The organism is Stenotrophomonas maltophilia group sp. SKK55 (genome assembly GCF_057179845.1).
In genome coordinates, this window is the sequence record NZ_JBXUHP010000004.1 from 31869 (window position 1) to 48154 (window position 16286).

At 67.4% G+C, this 16286-nt stretch carries 14 protein-coding genes; 12 read left to right on the forward strand and 2 right to left on the reverse strand.

Annotation, left to right across the window (positions count from 1 at the left end; genetic code table 11):
* Positions 1–107: 107 nt before the first annotated feature.
* The 3 genes from AC2A1N_RS02180 to xth all read left to right on the forward strand — a co-directional run bounded on the left by AC2A1N_RS02180 (position 108) and on the right by xth (position 4377).
* Positions 108–1769 (forward strand): MFS transporter, encoded by a 1662-nt coding sequence (locus AC2A1N_RS02180; protein ID WP_005420402.1) that lies wholly within the window; start codon positions 108–110, stop codon positions 1767–1769.
* Positions 1770–2029: 260 nt separating this feature from the next.
* Positions 2030–3439 carry a coniferyl aldehyde dehydrogenase gene (locus AC2A1N_RS02185; protein ID WP_484371387.1) on the forward strand — a complete coding sequence of 470 codons (1410 nt, stop codon included), beginning with the start codon at positions 2030–2032 and terminating at the stop codon, positions 3437–3439.
* A gap of 170 nt (positions 3440–3609) precedes the next feature.
* Positions 3610–4377 carry an exodeoxyribonuclease III gene (gene xth / locus AC2A1N_RS02190; RefSeq protein WP_053498796.1) on the forward strand — a complete coding sequence of 256 codons (768 nt, stop codon included), beginning with the start codon at positions 3610–3612 and terminating at the stop codon, positions 4375–4377.
* 81 nt (positions 4378–4458) lie between these two features.
* Here xth and AC2A1N_RS02195 read toward each other — a convergent pair whose 3' ends face one another.
* On the reverse strand, positions 4459–4710 hold the full coding sequence (locus AC2A1N_RS02195; RefSeq protein WP_005411656.1) for a GlsB/YeaQ/YmgE family stress response membrane protein: 252 nt from the start codon (positions 4708–4710) through the stop codon (positions 4459–4461).
* Positions 4711–4794: 84 nt separating this feature from the next.
* Between AC2A1N_RS02195 and AC2A1N_RS02200 the strand changes: the two genes are divergently transcribed.
* From AC2A1N_RS02200 to AC2A1N_RS02240, 9 genes are all read left to right on the forward strand, one after another.
* On the forward strand, positions 4795–5394 hold the full coding sequence (locus AC2A1N_RS02200; protein WP_061480448.1) for a 4'-phosphopantetheinyl transferase family protein: 600 nt from the start codon (positions 4795–4797) through the stop codon (positions 5392–5394).
* Positions 5395–5433: 39 nt separating this feature from the next.
* Positions 5434–6072 carry a 16S rRNA (guanine(527)-N(7))-methyltransferase RsmG gene (gene rsmG, locus AC2A1N_RS02205; protein WP_049436024.1) on the forward strand — a complete coding sequence of 213 codons (639 nt, stop codon included), beginning with the start codon at positions 5434–5436 and terminating at the stop codon, positions 6070–6072.
* Between the two features lie 112 nt (positions 6073–6184).
* Positions 6185–6982: a ParA family protein gene (locus AC2A1N_RS02210; protein ID WP_005420387.1), complete on the forward strand. Its 798-nt coding sequence runs from the start codon at positions 6185–6187 to the stop codon at positions 6980–6982.
* Positions 6982–7905, forward strand: coding sequence for a ParB/RepB/Spo0J family partition protein (locus tag AC2A1N_RS02215; RefSeq protein ID WP_049415931.1), 924 nt, complete (start codon positions 6982–6984; stop codon positions 7903–7905). Before AC2A1N_RS02210 ends, AC2A1N_RS02215 begins: the two co-directional genes overlap by 1 nt.
* Positions 7906–8025: 120 nt before the next feature.
* Positions 8026–8760 (forward strand): suppressor of fused domain protein, encoded by a 735-nt coding sequence (locus AC2A1N_RS02220; protein ID WP_061480449.1) that lies wholly within the window; start codon positions 8026–8028, stop codon positions 8758–8760.
* 45 nt (positions 8761–8805) lie between these two features.
* Positions 8806–9771: an NAD-dependent epimerase/dehydratase family protein gene (locus AC2A1N_RS02225; RefSeq protein WP_061480450.1), complete on the forward strand. Its 966-nt coding sequence runs from the start codon at positions 8806–8808 to the stop codon at positions 9769–9771.
* 90 nt (positions 9772–9861) lie between these two features.
* A complete protein-coding gene (locus AC2A1N_RS02230; RefSeq protein WP_049415938.1) occupies positions 9862–10584 on the forward strand; it encodes a glycosyltransferase family 2 protein in 723 nt (240 codons plus the stop codon).
* Positions 10584–10931, forward strand: a complete 348-nt coding sequence (locus tag AC2A1N_RS02235; RefSeq protein WP_049415940.1) for a lipid-A-disaccharide synthase N-terminal domain-containing protein — start codon at positions 10584–10586, stop codon at positions 10929–10931. The genes AC2A1N_RS02230 and AC2A1N_RS02235 overlap by 1 nt, the downstream gene beginning before the upstream one ends.
* 260 nt (positions 10932–11191) lie before the next feature.
* Positions 11192–12967, forward strand: a complete 1776-nt coding sequence (locus AC2A1N_RS02240) for a DUF885 domain-containing protein (RefSeq protein ID WP_484371391.1) — start codon at positions 11192–11194, stop codon at positions 12965–12967.
* A gap of 100 nt (positions 12968–13067) precedes the next feature.
* Here the strand turns inward: AC2A1N_RS02240 and AC2A1N_RS02245 are convergent, their stop codons facing one another.
* Complete coding sequence (locus AC2A1N_RS02245) at positions 13068–16277, reverse strand: efflux RND transporter permease subunit (protein WP_061480529.1); 3210 nt, start codon at positions 16275–16277, stop codon at positions 13068–13070.
* Between the last annotated feature and the right edge of the window lie 9 nt (positions 16278–16286).

Consider the following 16286-nt stretch of genomic DNA (forward strand, 5'->3'; position numbering starts at 1 on the left):
GGCACCTACCGAGATGGGGTGCCGGCCAAGGTCGGCATCTACCGAATTGAGTGCCGACCAACGGTCGGCACCCACCAACAACGATTGCTTCGGAGGGGAAGCGTCCCATGTCCAGTACACCCAGCACCGCACATAAAGCGGGCACCCTGACCAAGGGCCACAAGAAGGTCATCTTCGCGTCGAGCCTCGGCACGGTGTTCGAGTGGTATGACTTCTTCCTGTACGGCTCGCTCGCGGCCATCATCGCCAAGCAGTTCTTCAGTGGCGTCAATGAAACCACGGGCATGATCTTCGCCCTGCTGGCGTTCGCCGCCGGCTTCTTCGTGCGTCCGTTCGGCGCGGCCTTCTTCGGCAGCCTCGGCGACCGCATCGGCCGCAAGTACACCTTCCTGGTCACCATCCTGATCATGGGCATCTCGACCTTCCTGGTCGGCGTGCTGCCCAACTACGCTTCGATCGGTTTCGCCGCTCCGGTGATCCTGATCATCCTGCGTCTGGCCCAGGGCCTGGCGATGGGCGGTGAGTACGGCGGTGCCGCCACCTATGTGGCCGAGCACGCGCCGGACGACAAGCGCGGCCTGTACACCAGCTTCATCCAGTGCACCGCCACGCTGGGCCTGTTCCTGTCGCTGCTGATCATCCTGGCCTGCCGCATGACGCTGGGCAACGAGGCCTTCGAAGCCTGGGGCTGGCGCATCCCGTTCCTGGTCTCGATCCTGCTGCTGGGCATTTCGGTATGGATTCGCCTGCAGCTGAGCGAATCGCCGCTGTTCCAGCAGATGAAGGCTGAAGGCAAGGGCTCCAAGACCCCGTTCCGCGACAGCCTGAAGGGCGGCAACCTGAAGCTGATGTTGCTGGTCCTGCTCGGTGCAGCGGCTGGCCAGGCCGTGGTCTGGTACGGCGGCCAGTTCTACGCGCTGTTCTTCCTCAGCAGCATGCTGAAGGTCGATGCCACCACCTCTTACCTGCTGATCGCCGCAGCGCTGGCACTGGGCACGCCGTTCTTCATCTTCTTCGGCTGGCTGTCCGACCGCATCGGCCGCAAGAAGATCATCCTGGCCGGCTGCCTGCTGGCGGCCATCACCTACATCCCGATCTTCAAGGGCCTGACCCACTTCGCCAACCCGGCCATCGAAGAAGCGCGCAGCAGCTCCCCGGCACTGGTCGTCGCCGACCCGGCCACCTGCTCGTTCCAGTTCGATCCGGTGGGCCTGCGCAAGTTCACCAGCTCCTGCGACGTGGCGACCGCCGCGTTGACCAAGGCCGGTGTGCCGTACGACGTGCAGCCCGCCGCCGCCGGTTCGCTGGCGATGGTGAACGTGGGCAGTGCCAGCGTCACCTCGTATGAGGCCGCCGGCCTGACCAAGGAAGAAGGCAAGGCCAAGGCCGATGCGTTCGGCGCGGAACTGAAGACCGCCCTGACCTCTGCCGGCTACCCGGCCAAGGCCGATGGTGCGCGCATCAACATCGCCGGCACCATTTTCATGCTGTGGCTGCTGGTGCTGTACGTGACCATGGTCTACGGCCCGATCGCCGCCTACCTGGTGGAACTGTTCCCGACCCGCATCCGCTACACCTCGATGTCGCTGCCGTACCACATCGGCAACGGCTGGTTCGGTGGCTTCCTGCCGGCGATCTCCTTCGCGCTGGTGGCCGGTACCGGCAACCTGTACTACGGCCTGTGGTACCCGATTGCGATCGCCCTGATGTCGGTGGTGATCGGCGGCCTGTTCCTGCGCGAGACCAAGAACGTGGATATCACCAAGTAAGAATGATGTTCATCGGATAAAGGAGAGGCCGTGGTGCAGACCACGGCCTTTTCGTTGCCCTGTAGCGCCGAGCCATGCTCGGCGGCCGCGCAACGCGCGGCACAAAACTCCGCAGACGCGAAAAGACAGAACTCAATGCCGCCATCGCGGTTGACAGGCATCCGAAGCCGCAGGCCCTCTCGCGCCCGGGGTCAGATCCCTTTCGCGCGCGGAAGGGATCTGACCCCATCCAAACGTGCAGCACCCCGTATAGTCGGCCCATGACGACCACCGCCCCAGCCGACCTTCCCGCCCTCCTGCACACCCTGCGCAGTACCTGGCAGGCCCAGCGCCCTTCGCTGGACCAGCGCGAAGCCGACCTGCGCCGCCTCCGCGAAGCGCTGAAGCCACGCCTGGACGAAATGGCCACGGCCATCGCCGAAGACTTCGGCCATCGCGCCCACGTTGAATCGAAACTGGCCGATGGCATGAGCGTGCTGTCGGCCATCGACCACCTGCGCCGCCACCTGCGGCGCTGGTCGAAGCCGCAGCGCGCAACGGCCGGCTGGAAGCTGTGGCCGGCGCGTGCGCAGCTGCGGCCGACGCCGCTGGGCGTGGTCGGGGTGATTTCGCCCTGGAACTACCCGGTCACGCTGGCACTGGTGCCTTTGGCCACCGCCATCGCCGCTGGCAACCACGTGCTGCTGAAGCCCTCTGAACACACGCCGCGCACCAGCGCGTTCCTGGCCGATCTGCTGGCCAGCGTGTTTCCGCCCGATCGGGTGGCGGTGGTGCAGGGCGGGGCGGACGTGGCGGCGGCGGTGTCCTCGCTGCCGCTGGACCATCTGCTGTTCACCGGCTCGACGGCGGTTGGCCGCAAGGTAATGGCTGCTGCCGCGGAGCATCTGGTGCCGGTCACGCTGGAACTGGGCGGGAAGTCGCCGGCCATCGTCTGCCGTGATTTCCCGCTGGACAAAGCCGCCGCGCGGCTGGCCACCGGCAAGTGGTTCAACGCGGGCCAGACCTGCATCGCGCCGGATTATGTGCTGATCGATACCGTTCGCCAGCGCGAATTCGTACAGGCGCTGCAGCAGCAGGTGCGCGAGCGCTATGGCGACTTCAGCAATGCCGACGACTACACCCGCATCATCAACGAGGGCCAGTACCAGCGCCTGCAGGGCTACCTGGCACAGGCGCGCGAGCGCGGGGTGCCGGTGATTCCGCTGGCGCAGGTGGATGACGCGCGCGCCGACCGCGAGCGCCTGCTGGTGCCGACCGTGGTGCTGGACCCGCCGGACGACCTCGACCTGATGCGCGAGGAGATCTTCGGCCCGATCCTGCCGGTGCGGGCCTACCCGGATCTGGAGGCGGCGCTGGCCGACGTGCTGTCCCGTGACCGGCCGCTGGCGCTGTATCCCTTCAGCCACGACACGGCGACGGTGGAGCGCATCCTCGGCCAGGTGGTGGCCGGTGGGGTGACAGTGAATGACACGCTGCTGCACTTCGCCGCCGATGGCCTGCCGTTTGGCGGGGTAGGGGCCAGCGGCATGGGCGCGTACCACGGCCGGGCCGGGTTCGATGCGATGAGCAAGCGGCTGCCGGTGCTGTGGCAGTCGCGCTGGGCGGCCAGCGACCGGCTGCGGCCGCCGTATTCGAAGATTGCGGGGTTGTTGAAGCTGCTGCTGCGGTGAACCCAGGCAGGGCGTGGCACTACTGAATCAGGGCCCGATTCTTCTGTAGAGCCGAGCCCACGCTCGGCTGCTCCTGGCTGGGTGCCTGGTCAATGCAGCCGAGCGTGGGCTCGGCTCTACACGGGAATCCGGCCCGAGCCCCATCCCGGCCACCCGGGTAGAATGCCCGCATGAAGATCGCCTCGTGGAACGTCAATTCGCTCAATGTCCGCCTGCCGCACCTGGAGCAGTGGCTCAAGGAGTTCGGCCCGGACATCGTCGGTATCCAGGAAACCAAGCTGGAGGACCACAAGTTCCCCGACTCTGCGCTGATCGCGGCGGGCTACCGCAGCGTGTTCGCCGGCCAGAAGACCTACAACGGCGTGGCGCTGCTGTCGCGTGAACCGGCGCAGGACGTGCAGATCGGCATTCCCGGCTTCGAGGACGAGCAGAAGCGTGTCATCGCCGGTACCTTCGGCGACCTGCGGGTGATCAACCTGTATGTGGTCAACGGCCAGGACATCGGCACCGACAAGTACGAGTACAAATTGCGCTGGCTTGAGGCGGTGCATGCCTGGATCGCCGAAGAACTGCAGCGGCACCCGAAGCTGATCGTGATGGGCGATTTCAACATCGCCCCGGACGCACGCGACGTGCACGACCCGGAGGTGTGGAACGACAACCACATCCTCACTTCCACCGCCGAGCGCGGCGCGCTCAACAAGCTGCTGCAGCTGGGGCTGCACGATGGCTTCCGCCTGCACAACGACGAGGCGGGCACCTTCAGCTGGTGGGATTACCGCGCCGCCGGCTTCCGTCGCAACCTGGGCCTGCGCATCGACCTGACCCTGGTCTCCGATGCGCTGAAGAGCGGTGCGGTGGCTTCGGGCATCGACCGCGAGCCGCGCACCTGGGAACGTCCGAGCGACCATGCGCCGGCGTGGGTACAGTTGGGTTGAGTTGAGGTAGCGCCGGGCCATGCCCGGCGAGCGCAGCGGCGGCAGGGTGACGCCGGGCATGGCCCGGCGCTACCCCCCAGATCACCGTATGCTCTTGCGGGTGAACAGGTTGACGATCGCCAGCAGGATCACCGCACCGATCAGCGAGAACAGGAAGGTGCGGATGGTGATCGCTTCATTGATTCCGCCGCCGAACAGCCAGCCGGAAATCAGCGCGCCGACGATGCCGACCACGATGTTGAGGATGATGCCCTGCTGGGCATCGCGCTTCATGATGATGCTGGCCAGCCAGCCTACGATGCCGCCGACGATCAGCCAGATGATGATGCCCATGATCGAACCTCCGGTGGGGAACTGTGACCAGTTGACGCGCACGGCCGTGAACCCGTCGTGCAATTGCGTGATGGGCGCGTGCGGATGAGCCTGCCAGCCACCCTCGATGGCCCGTGGCGCTTCGGTCCGGTGACGGTCTGGCGGCGCCCGCACGTGCCCGGCCATCGCGGCGAACCGCAGGCACGCCAGGTGCTGGCGCAGGCCCTCGGGGCCGATCCGGAGACGCTGCCGCTGGTCCGCGATGACAAGGGCCGGCCGGAGCTGAGCGGCGCATTGGCCCACTACGGCACCGGCTGGAGCCATAGCGGTGAGGTGCTGCTGGTGGCGCTGGGCGAAGGCGTGCGGCTGGGCGTGGACCTGGAACTGCTGCGGCCGCGCGCCCGCCTGCTGGAGATCGTGCAGCGCTTCTTCCACCCGGAGGAGGTGGCGTGGCTGGAAAGCCTGGACCAGGCCGACCGCGAACACTGGTTCTTCCGCGTGTGGTGCGCCAAGGAAGCGATGCTGAAGGCGCACGGCCAGGGCATTTCGTTCGGCCTGCACCGCCTGCAGCTGGCGCCGGGGGCCGATGGCGCCCTGCACCTGCGCTGGTGCGACCCGGAACTGGGCGAGGCCGCGCGCTGGCACCTGCACGAATGGCAGGCCACCGGTCAGTTCCGGGCGGCGTTGGCCTGGTATCCGCACTGAGGCGGGGAATCAGCGCGCAAAACCGGCGATAATGCCGGCATGAGCGAACACCCACTTCCCGCCAGCGTGGCTGCCACGCTGGAACAGGGCCTGGCCAGCATGGGCCTGGATGCCGCGCTGGCGCCGCCGCTGCTGCGCTACCTGGCCCTGCTGCACCGCTGGAACGGCACCTACAACCTCACCGCCATCCGCGACCCGCAGGAGATGGTCACCCGCCACCTGCTCGACTCGCTGGCGATGCAGCCGTTCGTGGCCGATGGCAGCCTGGCCGACCTCGGCACCGGGCCCGGGCTGCCCGGCATCCCGCTGGCGATCGCCTGCCCGGGCCTGCAGGTCACCCTGGTCGAGAGCAACGGCAAGAAGGCGCGCTTCATGCGCGAGGCCGTGCGCCAGCTCGGCCTGGACAATGCCCGCGTGGCCGAATCGCGCGCCGAGGCGCTGGACGAGGCCGGCCGCTACGACCAGCTGACCGCCCGTGCCATGGATACCCTCGCCGGCATCGTCCGCGTCGGTGGCCACCTGCTGCGGCCGGGGGGCGTGCTGCTGGCCATGAAGGGCGTCTACCCGCATGAGGAGATCGCGGACCTGCCGGCGGGCTGGCAGGTGCGCGAGGTGACCCCGCTGAGCGTGCCCGGCCTGGCCGGCGAACGCCACCTGGTCACTGTTACAGGCCCTTGATTCCCGCCGCCAGCCCCTTGTGCAACAACGGGTTGGCGATCCACGATTTCCGCAAGGGGCCGGTTGTACGCATAATGACCGGTCCCAGCACACGTCGACGAGGCACACCCGCATGGCCCGCATCATCGCCATCGCCAACCAGAAGGGTGGCGTCGGCAAGACCACGACCGCCGTCAACCTGGCCGCTTCCCTGGCCAACGCACCCAAGCGCGTGCTGCTGGTCGACCTGGATTCGCAGGGCAACGCGACCATGGGCAGTGGCGTGGACAAGCGTGAGCTGGCCGCCTCCACCTACGATCTGCTGCTGGGCGAGTCCAGCGCCGCCGATGTACGCGTGCAGACCGCCGAAGGCTACGACCTGCTGCCCGGCAACATCGACCTGACCGCCGCCGAGATCCAGCTGATGGCGCAGAGCGAGCGCGAGCAGCGGCTGAAGCGCGCGCTGGCACCGATCCGCGACGAGTACGACTACATCCTGATCGACTGCCCGCCGGCGCTGTCGCTGCTGACGCTCAACGCGCTGGCCGCCGCCGATTCGGTGATCGTGCCGATGCAGTGCGAGTACTACGCCCTGGAAGGCCTGAGCGCGCTGGTGGAAACCATCGAAGCGCTGCGTGCCAACCTCAATCCGGCGCTGGAGATCGAAGGCGTGCTGCGCACCATGTTCGACGTGCGCAACAACCTGGCCAACGCGGTGTCGGCCGAGCTCACCGAGCACTTCGGCGATCGCGTGTTCCGCACCATCGTGCCGCGCAACGTGCGCCTGGCCGAGGCACCCAGCCATGGCCAGAGCATCGTCGGCTACGACCGCGCCTCGCGCGGTGGCGTGGCCTACCTGGGCCTGGCCGGCGAGATCATCCGCCGCAACAACGAACGCAACAAGGCCACCAAGGCCGTGGAGACCGTCTGATGACCAGCAGCAAGCCGGCAGCCAAGAAGCGAGGCCTCGGCCGTGGCCTGGACGCGCTGCTGGGCCCGAAGGGGGCGGTCAGCCAGGTGCAGGCCACCACGGCGGTGATCGAGCCGCTGCCGGGGGAAGTGCTGCGCAAGTTGCCGGTCGGCCAGCTGCAGCCGGGCAAGTACCAGCCGCGCCGCGAGATGGACGAGGGCAAGCTGTCCGAGCTGGCCGACTCGATCAAGTCGCAGGGCGTGATCCAGCCGATCCTGGTGCGCCAGCTGCCGGCGGGCAACTACGAAATCGTCGCCGGTGAACGCCGCTGGCGCGCATCGCAGCTGGCCGGGCTGGACGAAGTGCCGGTGGTGGTGCGCGAGCTGGAAGACCGCACCGTCATCGCGATGGCGCTGATCGAGAACATCCAGCGCGAAGACCTCAACCCGCTGGAGGAAGCCGAAGCGCTGCAGCGCCTGATCAGCGAGTTCACCCTCACCCATGCCGAGGCCGCCGAGGCCGTCGGCCGCTCGCGCGCGGCGGTGTCCAACCTGCTGCGCCTGCTGGAACTGCCGGTGGCGATCCGCCTGCTGCTGGAAACCCGCCGCCTGGAAATGGGGCATGCCCGTGCGCTGCTGACCCTGGCCCCCGAACTGGCCGGCAAGCTGGCCCAGGAAGCGGCCGACGAAGGCTGGTCGGTGCGCGAGGTCGAGCGGCGCGCGCAGGCTTTCGCCGCCGGCAAGGTGCCGAGCAGCCGTCCGGTGGCCACGCCGAAGGTGCAGCAGGCCGACATCGCCTCGCTGGAAACCGAGCTGTCCGAAGCGCTCGGCGCCAAGGTGGCGATCAGCCACGGCCGTGGCGGCAAGGGCAAGCTGATCATCCACTACACCGACCTGGACACCCTGGACGGCGTGCTGGAAAAACTGCGCACGCGCCAGGGCTGAGCCCGGCGCCGCGTCGGGGGGCGGCCTGTTCCTGCCGCCCCGCGAATGACAGGGAACGCACCGCCACGCGCACCGGGAATGCACTGACCTCCCGCCGTGGCCTCATCCAGGGAGCAGGACATGAGCAACGACTACGAGGACGTCAGCCCGGACGGCACCCAGATACTGGTACATCGCCGTGAGAAGGACTTCGTGCTCGCCATCGGCGAAGAACGGCACATCGAGGCGATCAGCGCCCACATCGAACGCCATCTGGGCCCGGTGTCCGGTGTCTTCCATGAAATCATCTCCGACCTGGTGCACATCGACGTGCACGTGGTGCCGGCCAATGACCACTGCCCGTACCTGCGCCTGGTCACCTCCGGCATGAGCGACCTGCCGATGACCGTGCCCGCCGAGGTGGATGCGGACGTGCCGCGCTACATGGAACTGATGGTGACCCTGCCGGCCGACTGGCCGATCTCCCAAGGCGCCTTCGAGGATGAGCGCAATTACTGGCCGGTGCGCCTGCTGAAGGGCATGGCGCGGTTGCCGCACGAGTACGACACGTGGCTGGGCTTCGGCCACACCATTCCCAACGGCCATCCCAGCGAGCCCTATGCGCCGGGCGTGGGTTTCGACGGTGCCATCGTGCTGCCGCCGGTGACCGCCCCGGAGGACTTCGCCACGCTGGAGCTGGAGGATGGCAATACCATCAGCTTCATGAGCCTGGTTCCGCTGTACCCCGAAGAGATGGACCTGAAGCTGAAGAAGGGCGCCGACGCCCTGCTCGACCGCTTCGACGCGAAGAAGATCCAGGATGTAATCGAACCCGGCCGCACCAACGTGGCGAAGAAGCGTTTCGGTTTGTTCTGAGACCGGTAACATCAGGGGCCTGAACTTCGTTTCCAGGCCCCTGCCATGACCATCCTGCTCACCGGCGCTGCCGGCTTCATCGGTGCCTACACCGCCCGCGCGCTGCTGGAGGCCGGCCAGGCCGTGGTCGGCCTGGACAACTTCAACGATTACTACGACCCGCAGATCAAGCGTGACCGCGTGGCCGCGCTGTGTCCGGCGCTGGACCTGCGCACGCTGGACCTGACCGACCAGCAGGGCTTGGCCGCGCTGTTCGACGAGGTGCAGCCGACCGCGGTGATCCACCTGGCCGCGCAGGCCGGCGTGCGCTATTCGCTGGAAAACCCCCATGCCTACGTCGACAGCAACCTGGTCGGCTTCGTCAACATGCTCGAGCTGTGCCGCCACCGTGGCGTGCAGCACCTGGTGTACGCCTCCAGCAGTTCGGTCTACGGCGATTCGGCCACGCCGCCGTTCTCCGAAGACCAGCGCGTGGACCAGCCGCGCTCGCTGTATGCGGCGACCAAGGCGGCCAACGAGCTGATGGCCTACACCTACGCGCAGCTGTACGGCCTGCATGCCACCGGCCTGCGCTTCTTCACCGTGTACGGCCCGTGGGGCCGGCCGGACATGGCACCGCTGCTGTTCTCGCGCGCGGTGCTGGCCGGGCGGCCGATCGACGTGTTCAACGAAGGCCGCATGCAGCGCGATTTCACACATGTCTCCGACATCGTCTCCGGTATCCTCGGCGCCCTCGCGCATCCGGCCGACGGTCCGGTGCCGCACCGGGTGTTCAACCTCGGCAACCATACGCCGGTCGAGCTGGAGCGCTTCATCAGCGTGATCGAGCAGGCCGCCGGCCGCCCCGCGCAGAAGGTCTACAAGCCCATGCAGCCCGGCGACATGGTGCGCACGATGGCCGATACCCGGCGCGCACATGACGCTTTCGGCTTCGATGCGGTGACCCCGATCGAACAAGGCCTGCCGCCTGTGGTGCAGTGGTGCCGCGAGTATTTTGGCGATCGCGCCTGAGGACGGATCCTCACGCCGCCGGGTTCATCTTCGGATAACCTCGGTTTCGGAGAATGCGCGGTCTTTGTCCCCCCTTTGGCCGAGTGCCTTATGAGCCAACCCGAGCTTTCCGTTGTCGTCCCGGTGTTCAACGAGCGCGACAATGTTGCCCCGCTGGTCGCCGAAATCACCGCTGCGCTGCGTGGCCGGCTGCCGTTCGAGATCGTCTACATCGACGATCACTCGCGCGATGACACCCTGGCGGTGCTGCAGGGATTGAAGGCAACCACCCCGGAACTGCGCGTGCTGCACCATGTGAACCAGAGCGGGCAGAGCACGGCGGTGCGCACCGGCGTCAAGCACGCGCGCGCGCCGTGGATCGCCACCCTGGATGGCGATGGCCAGAACGATCCGGCCGATATTCCCAAGCTGCTCGCCGCACGCGACGCCGCCGACGCGCAGGTGAAGCTGTTCGCCGGCTGGCGCGTCAACCGCCAGGACAGCGGCAGCAAGCGCTGGGCCAGCAAGTGGGCCAACGCCATCCGTGCGCGCATGCTGCGCGACGACACGCCCGACACCGGTTGCGGCATCAAGCTGTTCGAACGCAGCGCGTTCCTCGACCTGCCGTACTTCGACCACATGCACCGTTACCTGCCGGCGCTGATGCAGCGTGCCGGCTGGAAGACCACCAGCGTGCCGGTCAACCACCGCCACCGTACCGCCGGCGTGTCCAAGTACAACAACCTCGGCCGCGCGCTGGTCGGCATCCGCGACCTGCGTGGCGTGGCCTGGCTGATCACCCGAAGCAAGCGCACCGCGGTGGAGGAGCGCTGATGGATCTGGAGCTGCACTGGCTGGATCAGCCCCTGACCTGGCTGTACTGGACCGGCCTGCATGTGACCGGCTGGAAGCTGATCGGCTACACCGGCGCACTGATGTTCGGCGGCCGCTGGCTGGTCCAGTTCATCGCCTCCAAGCGCGCCGGCAAGCCGGTCATCCCGCGCCTGTTCTGGTACATGAGCGTGATCGGCAGCCTGATGACCCTGAGCTACTTCCTGTTCTCGGCCAAGCAGGACTCGGTGGGCGTGCTGCAGAACCTGTTCCCGGCGTTCACCGCCCTGTACAGCCTGCACCTGGATATCAAGCACCGCGGCTGGAAGCGCGACAGGGCCAGCCACTGAGGGCGCGGGGTGCCTGCCATGGGTAGAGTCGACTGTCAGTCGACTTTCGCGCGGAGCGCGGGCTTTGCTACGTCTGGCGGAAGAGCAGCCGACTAACAGTCGGCTCTACCCAGTCGGCTCTACCACGCGCCTCCGGCGCTGGGGGCCCAACTTGCGGCCGGTTCCCGGTCCTGCCTGCGCTGCAAGCAGGACCTTCGTCCCATGCCATGGGCCGTGGGCGGTGCCATCATCGGAGCCTGCCTTCCCGGGAACCTGTGCTCGTGAAAACCCGTCTTGCCGTTGCCCTGCTGCTCGCCATGTCCGCCCCCACCGTGGCCTTGGCCGCTGCGCCCACCGCCGCCGCCGCGCCCGCCAGCGTGGCCACCGAATCGCCCGCAGATGCCGCCTTCCGCGCGCTGTACGAGAAGGAATGGAAGTGGCGCCAGCAGGGCGGTGGTGAAGCCAGCGAGGACGAAGACGCGCCCGCCAACGCCACCCGCATGCCCGACGTCGGCCCGGCCGCGCAGCAGGCACGCCTGAAGGTGTGGGACGAGACCCTGGCCGCGCTGAAGAAGATCGACCCGAAGACCCTGTCGCCGGACAACCAGGTCAACTACGCGATCTATCGCGACCAGGTGTTCAACCTGGCCGAAGAGACGCGCCTGCGCGGCTACGAAATGCCGTTCAACGCCGATTCCTCGTTCTGGTCCAACCTGTCCTTCATGGCCCGGCGCGAGATGAAGACCGTGCAGGATTACCAGAACTACATCGCACGGCTGAACGACGTGCCGCGTTACTTCGGCCAGCAGACCGAGAACATGCGCGCCGGCCTGAAGCGCGGCTTCAGCGTGCCGCGTGCGGTGCTGGATGGCCGCGAAGTGTCCATCGCCACCGTCGCCGAGCTGAAGGACCCGACCGAATCGCCGCTGTACGCGCCGTTCAAGAAGCTGCCCAACACCATCCCGGCCGCCGAACAGGCCAGGCTGCAGGCGCAGGCGCGTGAAGCGATCAGCGGCAAGGTGGTGCCGGCGTTCCAGCAGCTGCGCGCCTTCTTCGTCAACGAGTACGTGCCGCAGGCGCGTACCACCCTGGCCGCCGAAGCGATGCCCGATGGCAAGGCGTACTACCGGCAGCAGATCCACGAATACACCACGCTGGACCTGTCGCCGGACGAGATCCACCGCATCGGCCTGGATGAAGTCGCACGCATCCAGAAGGAAATGAACGACATCATCAAGCAGGTGAAGTTCAAGGGCAGCTTCGCCGAGTTCCTGACCTTCCTGCGTACCGATCCGCAGTTCTATGCGAAGACGCCGGAAGAGCTGCTGTCGCGCGCCGCGGGGATCTCCAAGCGCGCCGATGGCCAGCTGGGCAAGTACATGACGTTGCCGCGCGCGCGCTTCACCATCGTGCCGGTGCCGCCGGACATCGCACCGTTCTGGACCGCCGGCCGCGGTGGCATGGGTACCTACTGGCTCAACACCTACAACCTGCCGTCGCGCCCGCTGTACAACCTGCCGGCGCTGACCCTGCACGAGTCCGATCCGGGCCACGCGCTGCAGGGTGCCATCGCCGCCGAACAGAAGAACCTGCCCGAGTTCCGCCGCAACGCCTACATCTCCGCCTATGGCGAAGGCTGGGCGCTGTACTGCGAGAAGCTGGGCGTGGAGATGGGCATCTACGAAACCCCGTATGAGGATTTCGGTCGGCTGACCTACGAGATGTGGCGCGCCGCGCGCCTGGTGATCGACACCGGCGTGCACAGCAAGGGCTGGACCCGCGAGCAGGCGCTGGCCTACCTGCGTGACCACACCGCGCTGAGCGAGCATGAAGTGACCACCGAAGTGGACCGCTACATTTCCTGGCCGGGCCAGGCGCTGAGCTACAAGCTGGGCGAGATCGCCATCGTGCGCCTGCGTGCGCAGGCCGAGAAGGAGCTGGGCGACAAGTTCGACATCAAGGGCTTCCATGACACCCTGCTCAAGCAGGGCTCGGTGCCGCTGCCGGTGCTGGAACAGCAGATCCAGGCCTACATCGCCGAACGCAAGAAGGCCTGACCGTCGTGTGATCGGGTCAGAGCCCCGCCCGAAGGGCGGGGATCCGACCCTGTCACGGGGTCGGATCCCTTTCCTGTGGAAAGGGCTCCGACCCCCAACCTCACCCCACCGCCCGCGGCTTGGCCACGCGTGCCGCAAACGTCGGCAGCACCAGCAGGGTCAGCACAGTGGCGGTGATCAGACCACCGATCACGACCGTCGCCAGCGGCTTCTGCACTTCCGCACCGGAGCCGCTGGCGATCGCCATCGGGATGAAGCCGACGATGGCCACCAGTGCCGTGGTCAGCACCGCGCGGATGCGGCTGGACGCACCGTTGATCGCTGCCTGCAGCGGCAGGTCACCGGCATCCAGGCGCTCGCGGATCGCCTGCATCAGCACCAGGCCGTTCAACGTGGCCACGCCGGAGACGGCGATGAAGCCGACCGCCGCCGACACCGAGAACGGCATGCCCCGCAGCAGCAGTGCGAGGATGCCGCCGACCAGCGCCAACGGCACGCAGCTGAACACCAGAATGGCTTCCTTGCCGCTGCGAAGGGCCATGAACAGCAGGCTGCCGATCAGCAGGAACACTACCGGTACCACCGTCGCCAGCCGCTTTTCCGCGCGCTGCAGGTTCTCGAACTGGCCACCCCAGGTCAGGTAGGCACCCGGCGGCAGTGCCACGTCGGCTACCGCGGCCTGCGCTTCGCCGACGAAGCCGCCCAGGTCGCGGCCACGCACGTTGGCCTGCACCACCACGCGGCGGCTGCCGTTGTTGCGGCTGATCTGGTTCGGCCCTTCGCTGACCGTGATGCGCGCAACCGACGACAGCGGAATCACCAACCCCGACGGCGTGGCGATCGGCAGCGAGGCCAGCTGGTCCGGATCGTTGCGCGCGGCATCGTCCAGGCGCACCACCACGTTGAAGCGGCGGTCGCCTTCGAAGATCTTGCCGGCGGCGGTACCGCCGATGCCGGTGGAAAGCGCATCACTCACATCCGCCGCAGTCAGCCCGTACTGCGCCGCCGCCACATGATCGATCGCCACGTTCAGCGTGGGCAGGCCGGAGATCTGCTCCACCCGCACGTCGGCGGCGCCGTTCACCGCACGCAGCTTCAACGCCACCTGGTCGGCCACCTTCTGCAGCTGGCCGAAGTCATCGCCAAAGATCATTACGGCCAGGTCGGTACGCACGCCGGAAATCAGCTCGTTGAAGCGCAGTTCGATCGGCTGGCTGAACTCGAAGCTGTTGCCCAGCTGCTGCCCGGCCAGCTTTTCGAAACGGGCCACCAGCGCGTCCTTGGCCAACTTCGGATCGGGCCAGTCCTTGCGCGGCTTCAGCACGATCACGCTGTCGGAGATGTTGGTCGGCATCGGATCGATCGCCGCCTCGGCGGTACCGGTACGCGAGAACACGGTCTCCACTTCCGGCTGCGTGGCAATCACCTTTTCCAACGCCAGTTGCATGGCCAGTGACTGCTCCAGCGACGTCGACGGCACGCGCAACGCCTGCATCGCCACGTTGCCTTCGTCCAGCGTCGGCATGAACTCGCGGCCCAGCAGCGAGAACGAGCCGATGCCCACCACCATCATCATCACCGCACTGGCCACTACCGTGCGCGGATGCGCCACGGCCTTGCGGATCACCGGCTCGATGCGCGCACGCAGCACGCGTATCAGCCTGGTCTCGTGCTCGCCGTCGTCCGCATGTGCATCGCCGTCCTTCAGCTTCGGCTCGCGCACAAGCAGCGCCGTCATCGCCGGCACGAAAGTGAAGGAGAACAGGAAGGCACCGACCAGAGCCAGCATGAAGGTCGCCGCCATCGGGTGGAACGTCTTGCCCTCCACACCTTCCAGGGTGAGGATCGGCGCGAACACCAGCAGGATGATCAGCTGGCCGAACGCCGCCGGGCGCGCCATCTTCAGCGCAGAATCGGCGGCCACGCGCAGCCGTTCCATCGCGGTCAGCGCACGGCCCAGTTCGGCGCGGCGCTGGCCCAGCATCAGCAGCGTCGACTCGACCACGATCACCGCACCGTCCACCAGGATGCCGAAGTCCAGTGCACCCAGGCTCATCAGGTTGCCGCTGATGCCGAAGCGGTTCATGCCGATCACCGCGAACAGGAACGACAGCGGAATCACCAGCGCGGTGATGGTGGCCGCGCGCAGGTTGCCCAGCAGCAGGAACAGCACCACCACCACCAGCAGCGCGCCCTCGGTGAGGTTCCTGGCCACGGTCTTGATGGTGGAATTGACCAGCACACTGCGGTCCAGCACCGGTGCCGCCACGATGTCGGCCGGCAGCGACGTGTTCACCTGTTCCAGACGCGCGGCCGCGGCCTGCGCCACGGTGCGGCTGTTGCCACCGGCAATCATCAGCGCGGTGCCCAGCACAGCCTCGTGGCCGTTGCGGCTGGCTGCACCCAGGCGCGGCGCGCGGCTCAGTTCCACGGTGGCCACATCGGCCACGCGTACCACCACGCCATTGCGGGTGGCCACCGGCGCCTGTGCAAGATCCTCGGTGGTCAGCGCCAGGCCATCGGCACGCACCACGAGGCCTTCGCCGGCACGCTGCACGAAGCCGGCGCCGGCCTGCACGTTGGAACGCTGCAGGGCAGTGACCAGGTCGGCCAGGCCGAGGCCATGCGCGGCCAGTTTGGCGCTGTCCGGATGCACGCCGTATTCCTTGACGTAGCCGCCGACCGTATCGACCCCGGCCAGCCCCGGGCTGGAGCGCATCTGCGGCGCGATGATCCAGTCCTGCACGGTGCGCAGGTAGGTCGCGCGCTCTTCCGGCGTGCGCAGCAGGTTGCCTTCCGGCGTGCGGTAGACCTCGCCGGCCTGCCAGCCGGCTTCACCGGGCTTGGCCAGCCTGGCCGGATTGAACGCGGTGAAGTCCACCGTCCACATCAGCACCTCGCCGAGGCCGGTGGTGACCGGCGACAGCATCGGCGACGCGCCATCGGGCAGGTCTTCCGATGCCTCGCGCATGCGTTCGGCCACCTGCTGGCGGGCGAAGTAGATGTCGGTGGCATCGGTGAAGATCGCAGTGACCTGCGAGAAGCCATTGCGCGACAGCGAACGCGTGGTGGTCAGGCCGGGAATGCCGGCCAGCGCGGTTTCCAGCGGATAGGTCACCTGCCGCTCGATCTGCTCCGGGGTCAGTGCTGGCGCCACCGTGTTGATCTGTACCTGGCGATTGGTGATGTCCGGCACCGCGTCGATCGGCAGCTTGCCGAGCTGGAACAGGCCCACGGCGGCGATCAGCGCGGCCATGAACACCACCAGCCAGCGGTGGCGCACCGCTGTTTCAATGATCAGCTTGAACATGGTCGCCTC

Bases quoted from the DNA above. Each gene is read 5' to 3' on its own strand.
- AC2A1N_RS02180 (WP_005420402.1), top strand. From the start codon at position 108: ATGTCCAGTACACCCAGCACCGCACATAAAGCGGGCACCCTGACCAAG.
- AC2A1N_RS02185 (WP_484371387.1), top strand. From the start codon at position 2,030: ATGACGACCACCGCCCCAGCCGACCTTCCCGCCCTCCTGCACACCCTG.
- xth (WP_053498796.1), top strand. From the start codon at position 3,610: ATGAAGATCGCCTCGTGGAACGTCAATTCGCTCAATGTCCGCCTGCCG.
- AC2A1N_RS02195 (WP_005411656.1), bottom strand. From the start codon at position 4,710: ATGGGCATCATCATCTGGCTGATCGTCGGCGGCATCGTAGGCTGGCTG.
- AC2A1N_RS02200 (WP_061480448.1), top strand. From the start codon at position 4,795: ATGAGCCTGCCAGCCACCCTCGATGGCCCGTGGCGCTTCGGTCCGGTG.
- rsmG (WP_049436024.1), top strand. From the start codon at position 5,434: ATGAGCGAACACCCACTTCCCGCCAGCGTGGCTGCCACGCTGGAACAG.
- AC2A1N_RS02210 (WP_005420387.1), top strand. From the start codon at position 6,185: ATGGCCCGCATCATCGCCATCGCCAACCAGAAGGGTGGCGTCGGCAAG.
- AC2A1N_RS02215 (WP_049415931.1), top strand. From the start codon at position 6,982: ATGACCAGCAGCAAGCCGGCAGCCAAGAAGCGAGGCCTCGGCCGTGGC.
- AC2A1N_RS02220 (WP_061480449.1), top strand. From the start codon at position 8,026: ATGAGCAACGACTACGAGGACGTCAGCCCGGACGGCACCCAGATACTG.
- AC2A1N_RS02225 (WP_061480450.1), top strand. From the start codon at position 8,806: ATGACCATCCTGCTCACCGGCGCTGCCGGCTTCATCGGTGCCTACACC.
- AC2A1N_RS02230 (WP_049415938.1), top strand. From the start codon at position 9,862: ATGAGCCAACCCGAGCTTTCCGTTGTCGTCCCGGTGTTCAACGAGCGC.
- AC2A1N_RS02235 (WP_049415940.1), top strand. From the start codon at position 10,584: ATGGATCTGGAGCTGCACTGGCTGGATCAGCCCCTGACCTGGCTGTAC.
- AC2A1N_RS02245 (WP_061480529.1), bottom strand. From the start codon at position 16,277: ATGTTCAAGCTGATCATTGAAACAGCGGTGCGCCACCGCTGGCTGGTG.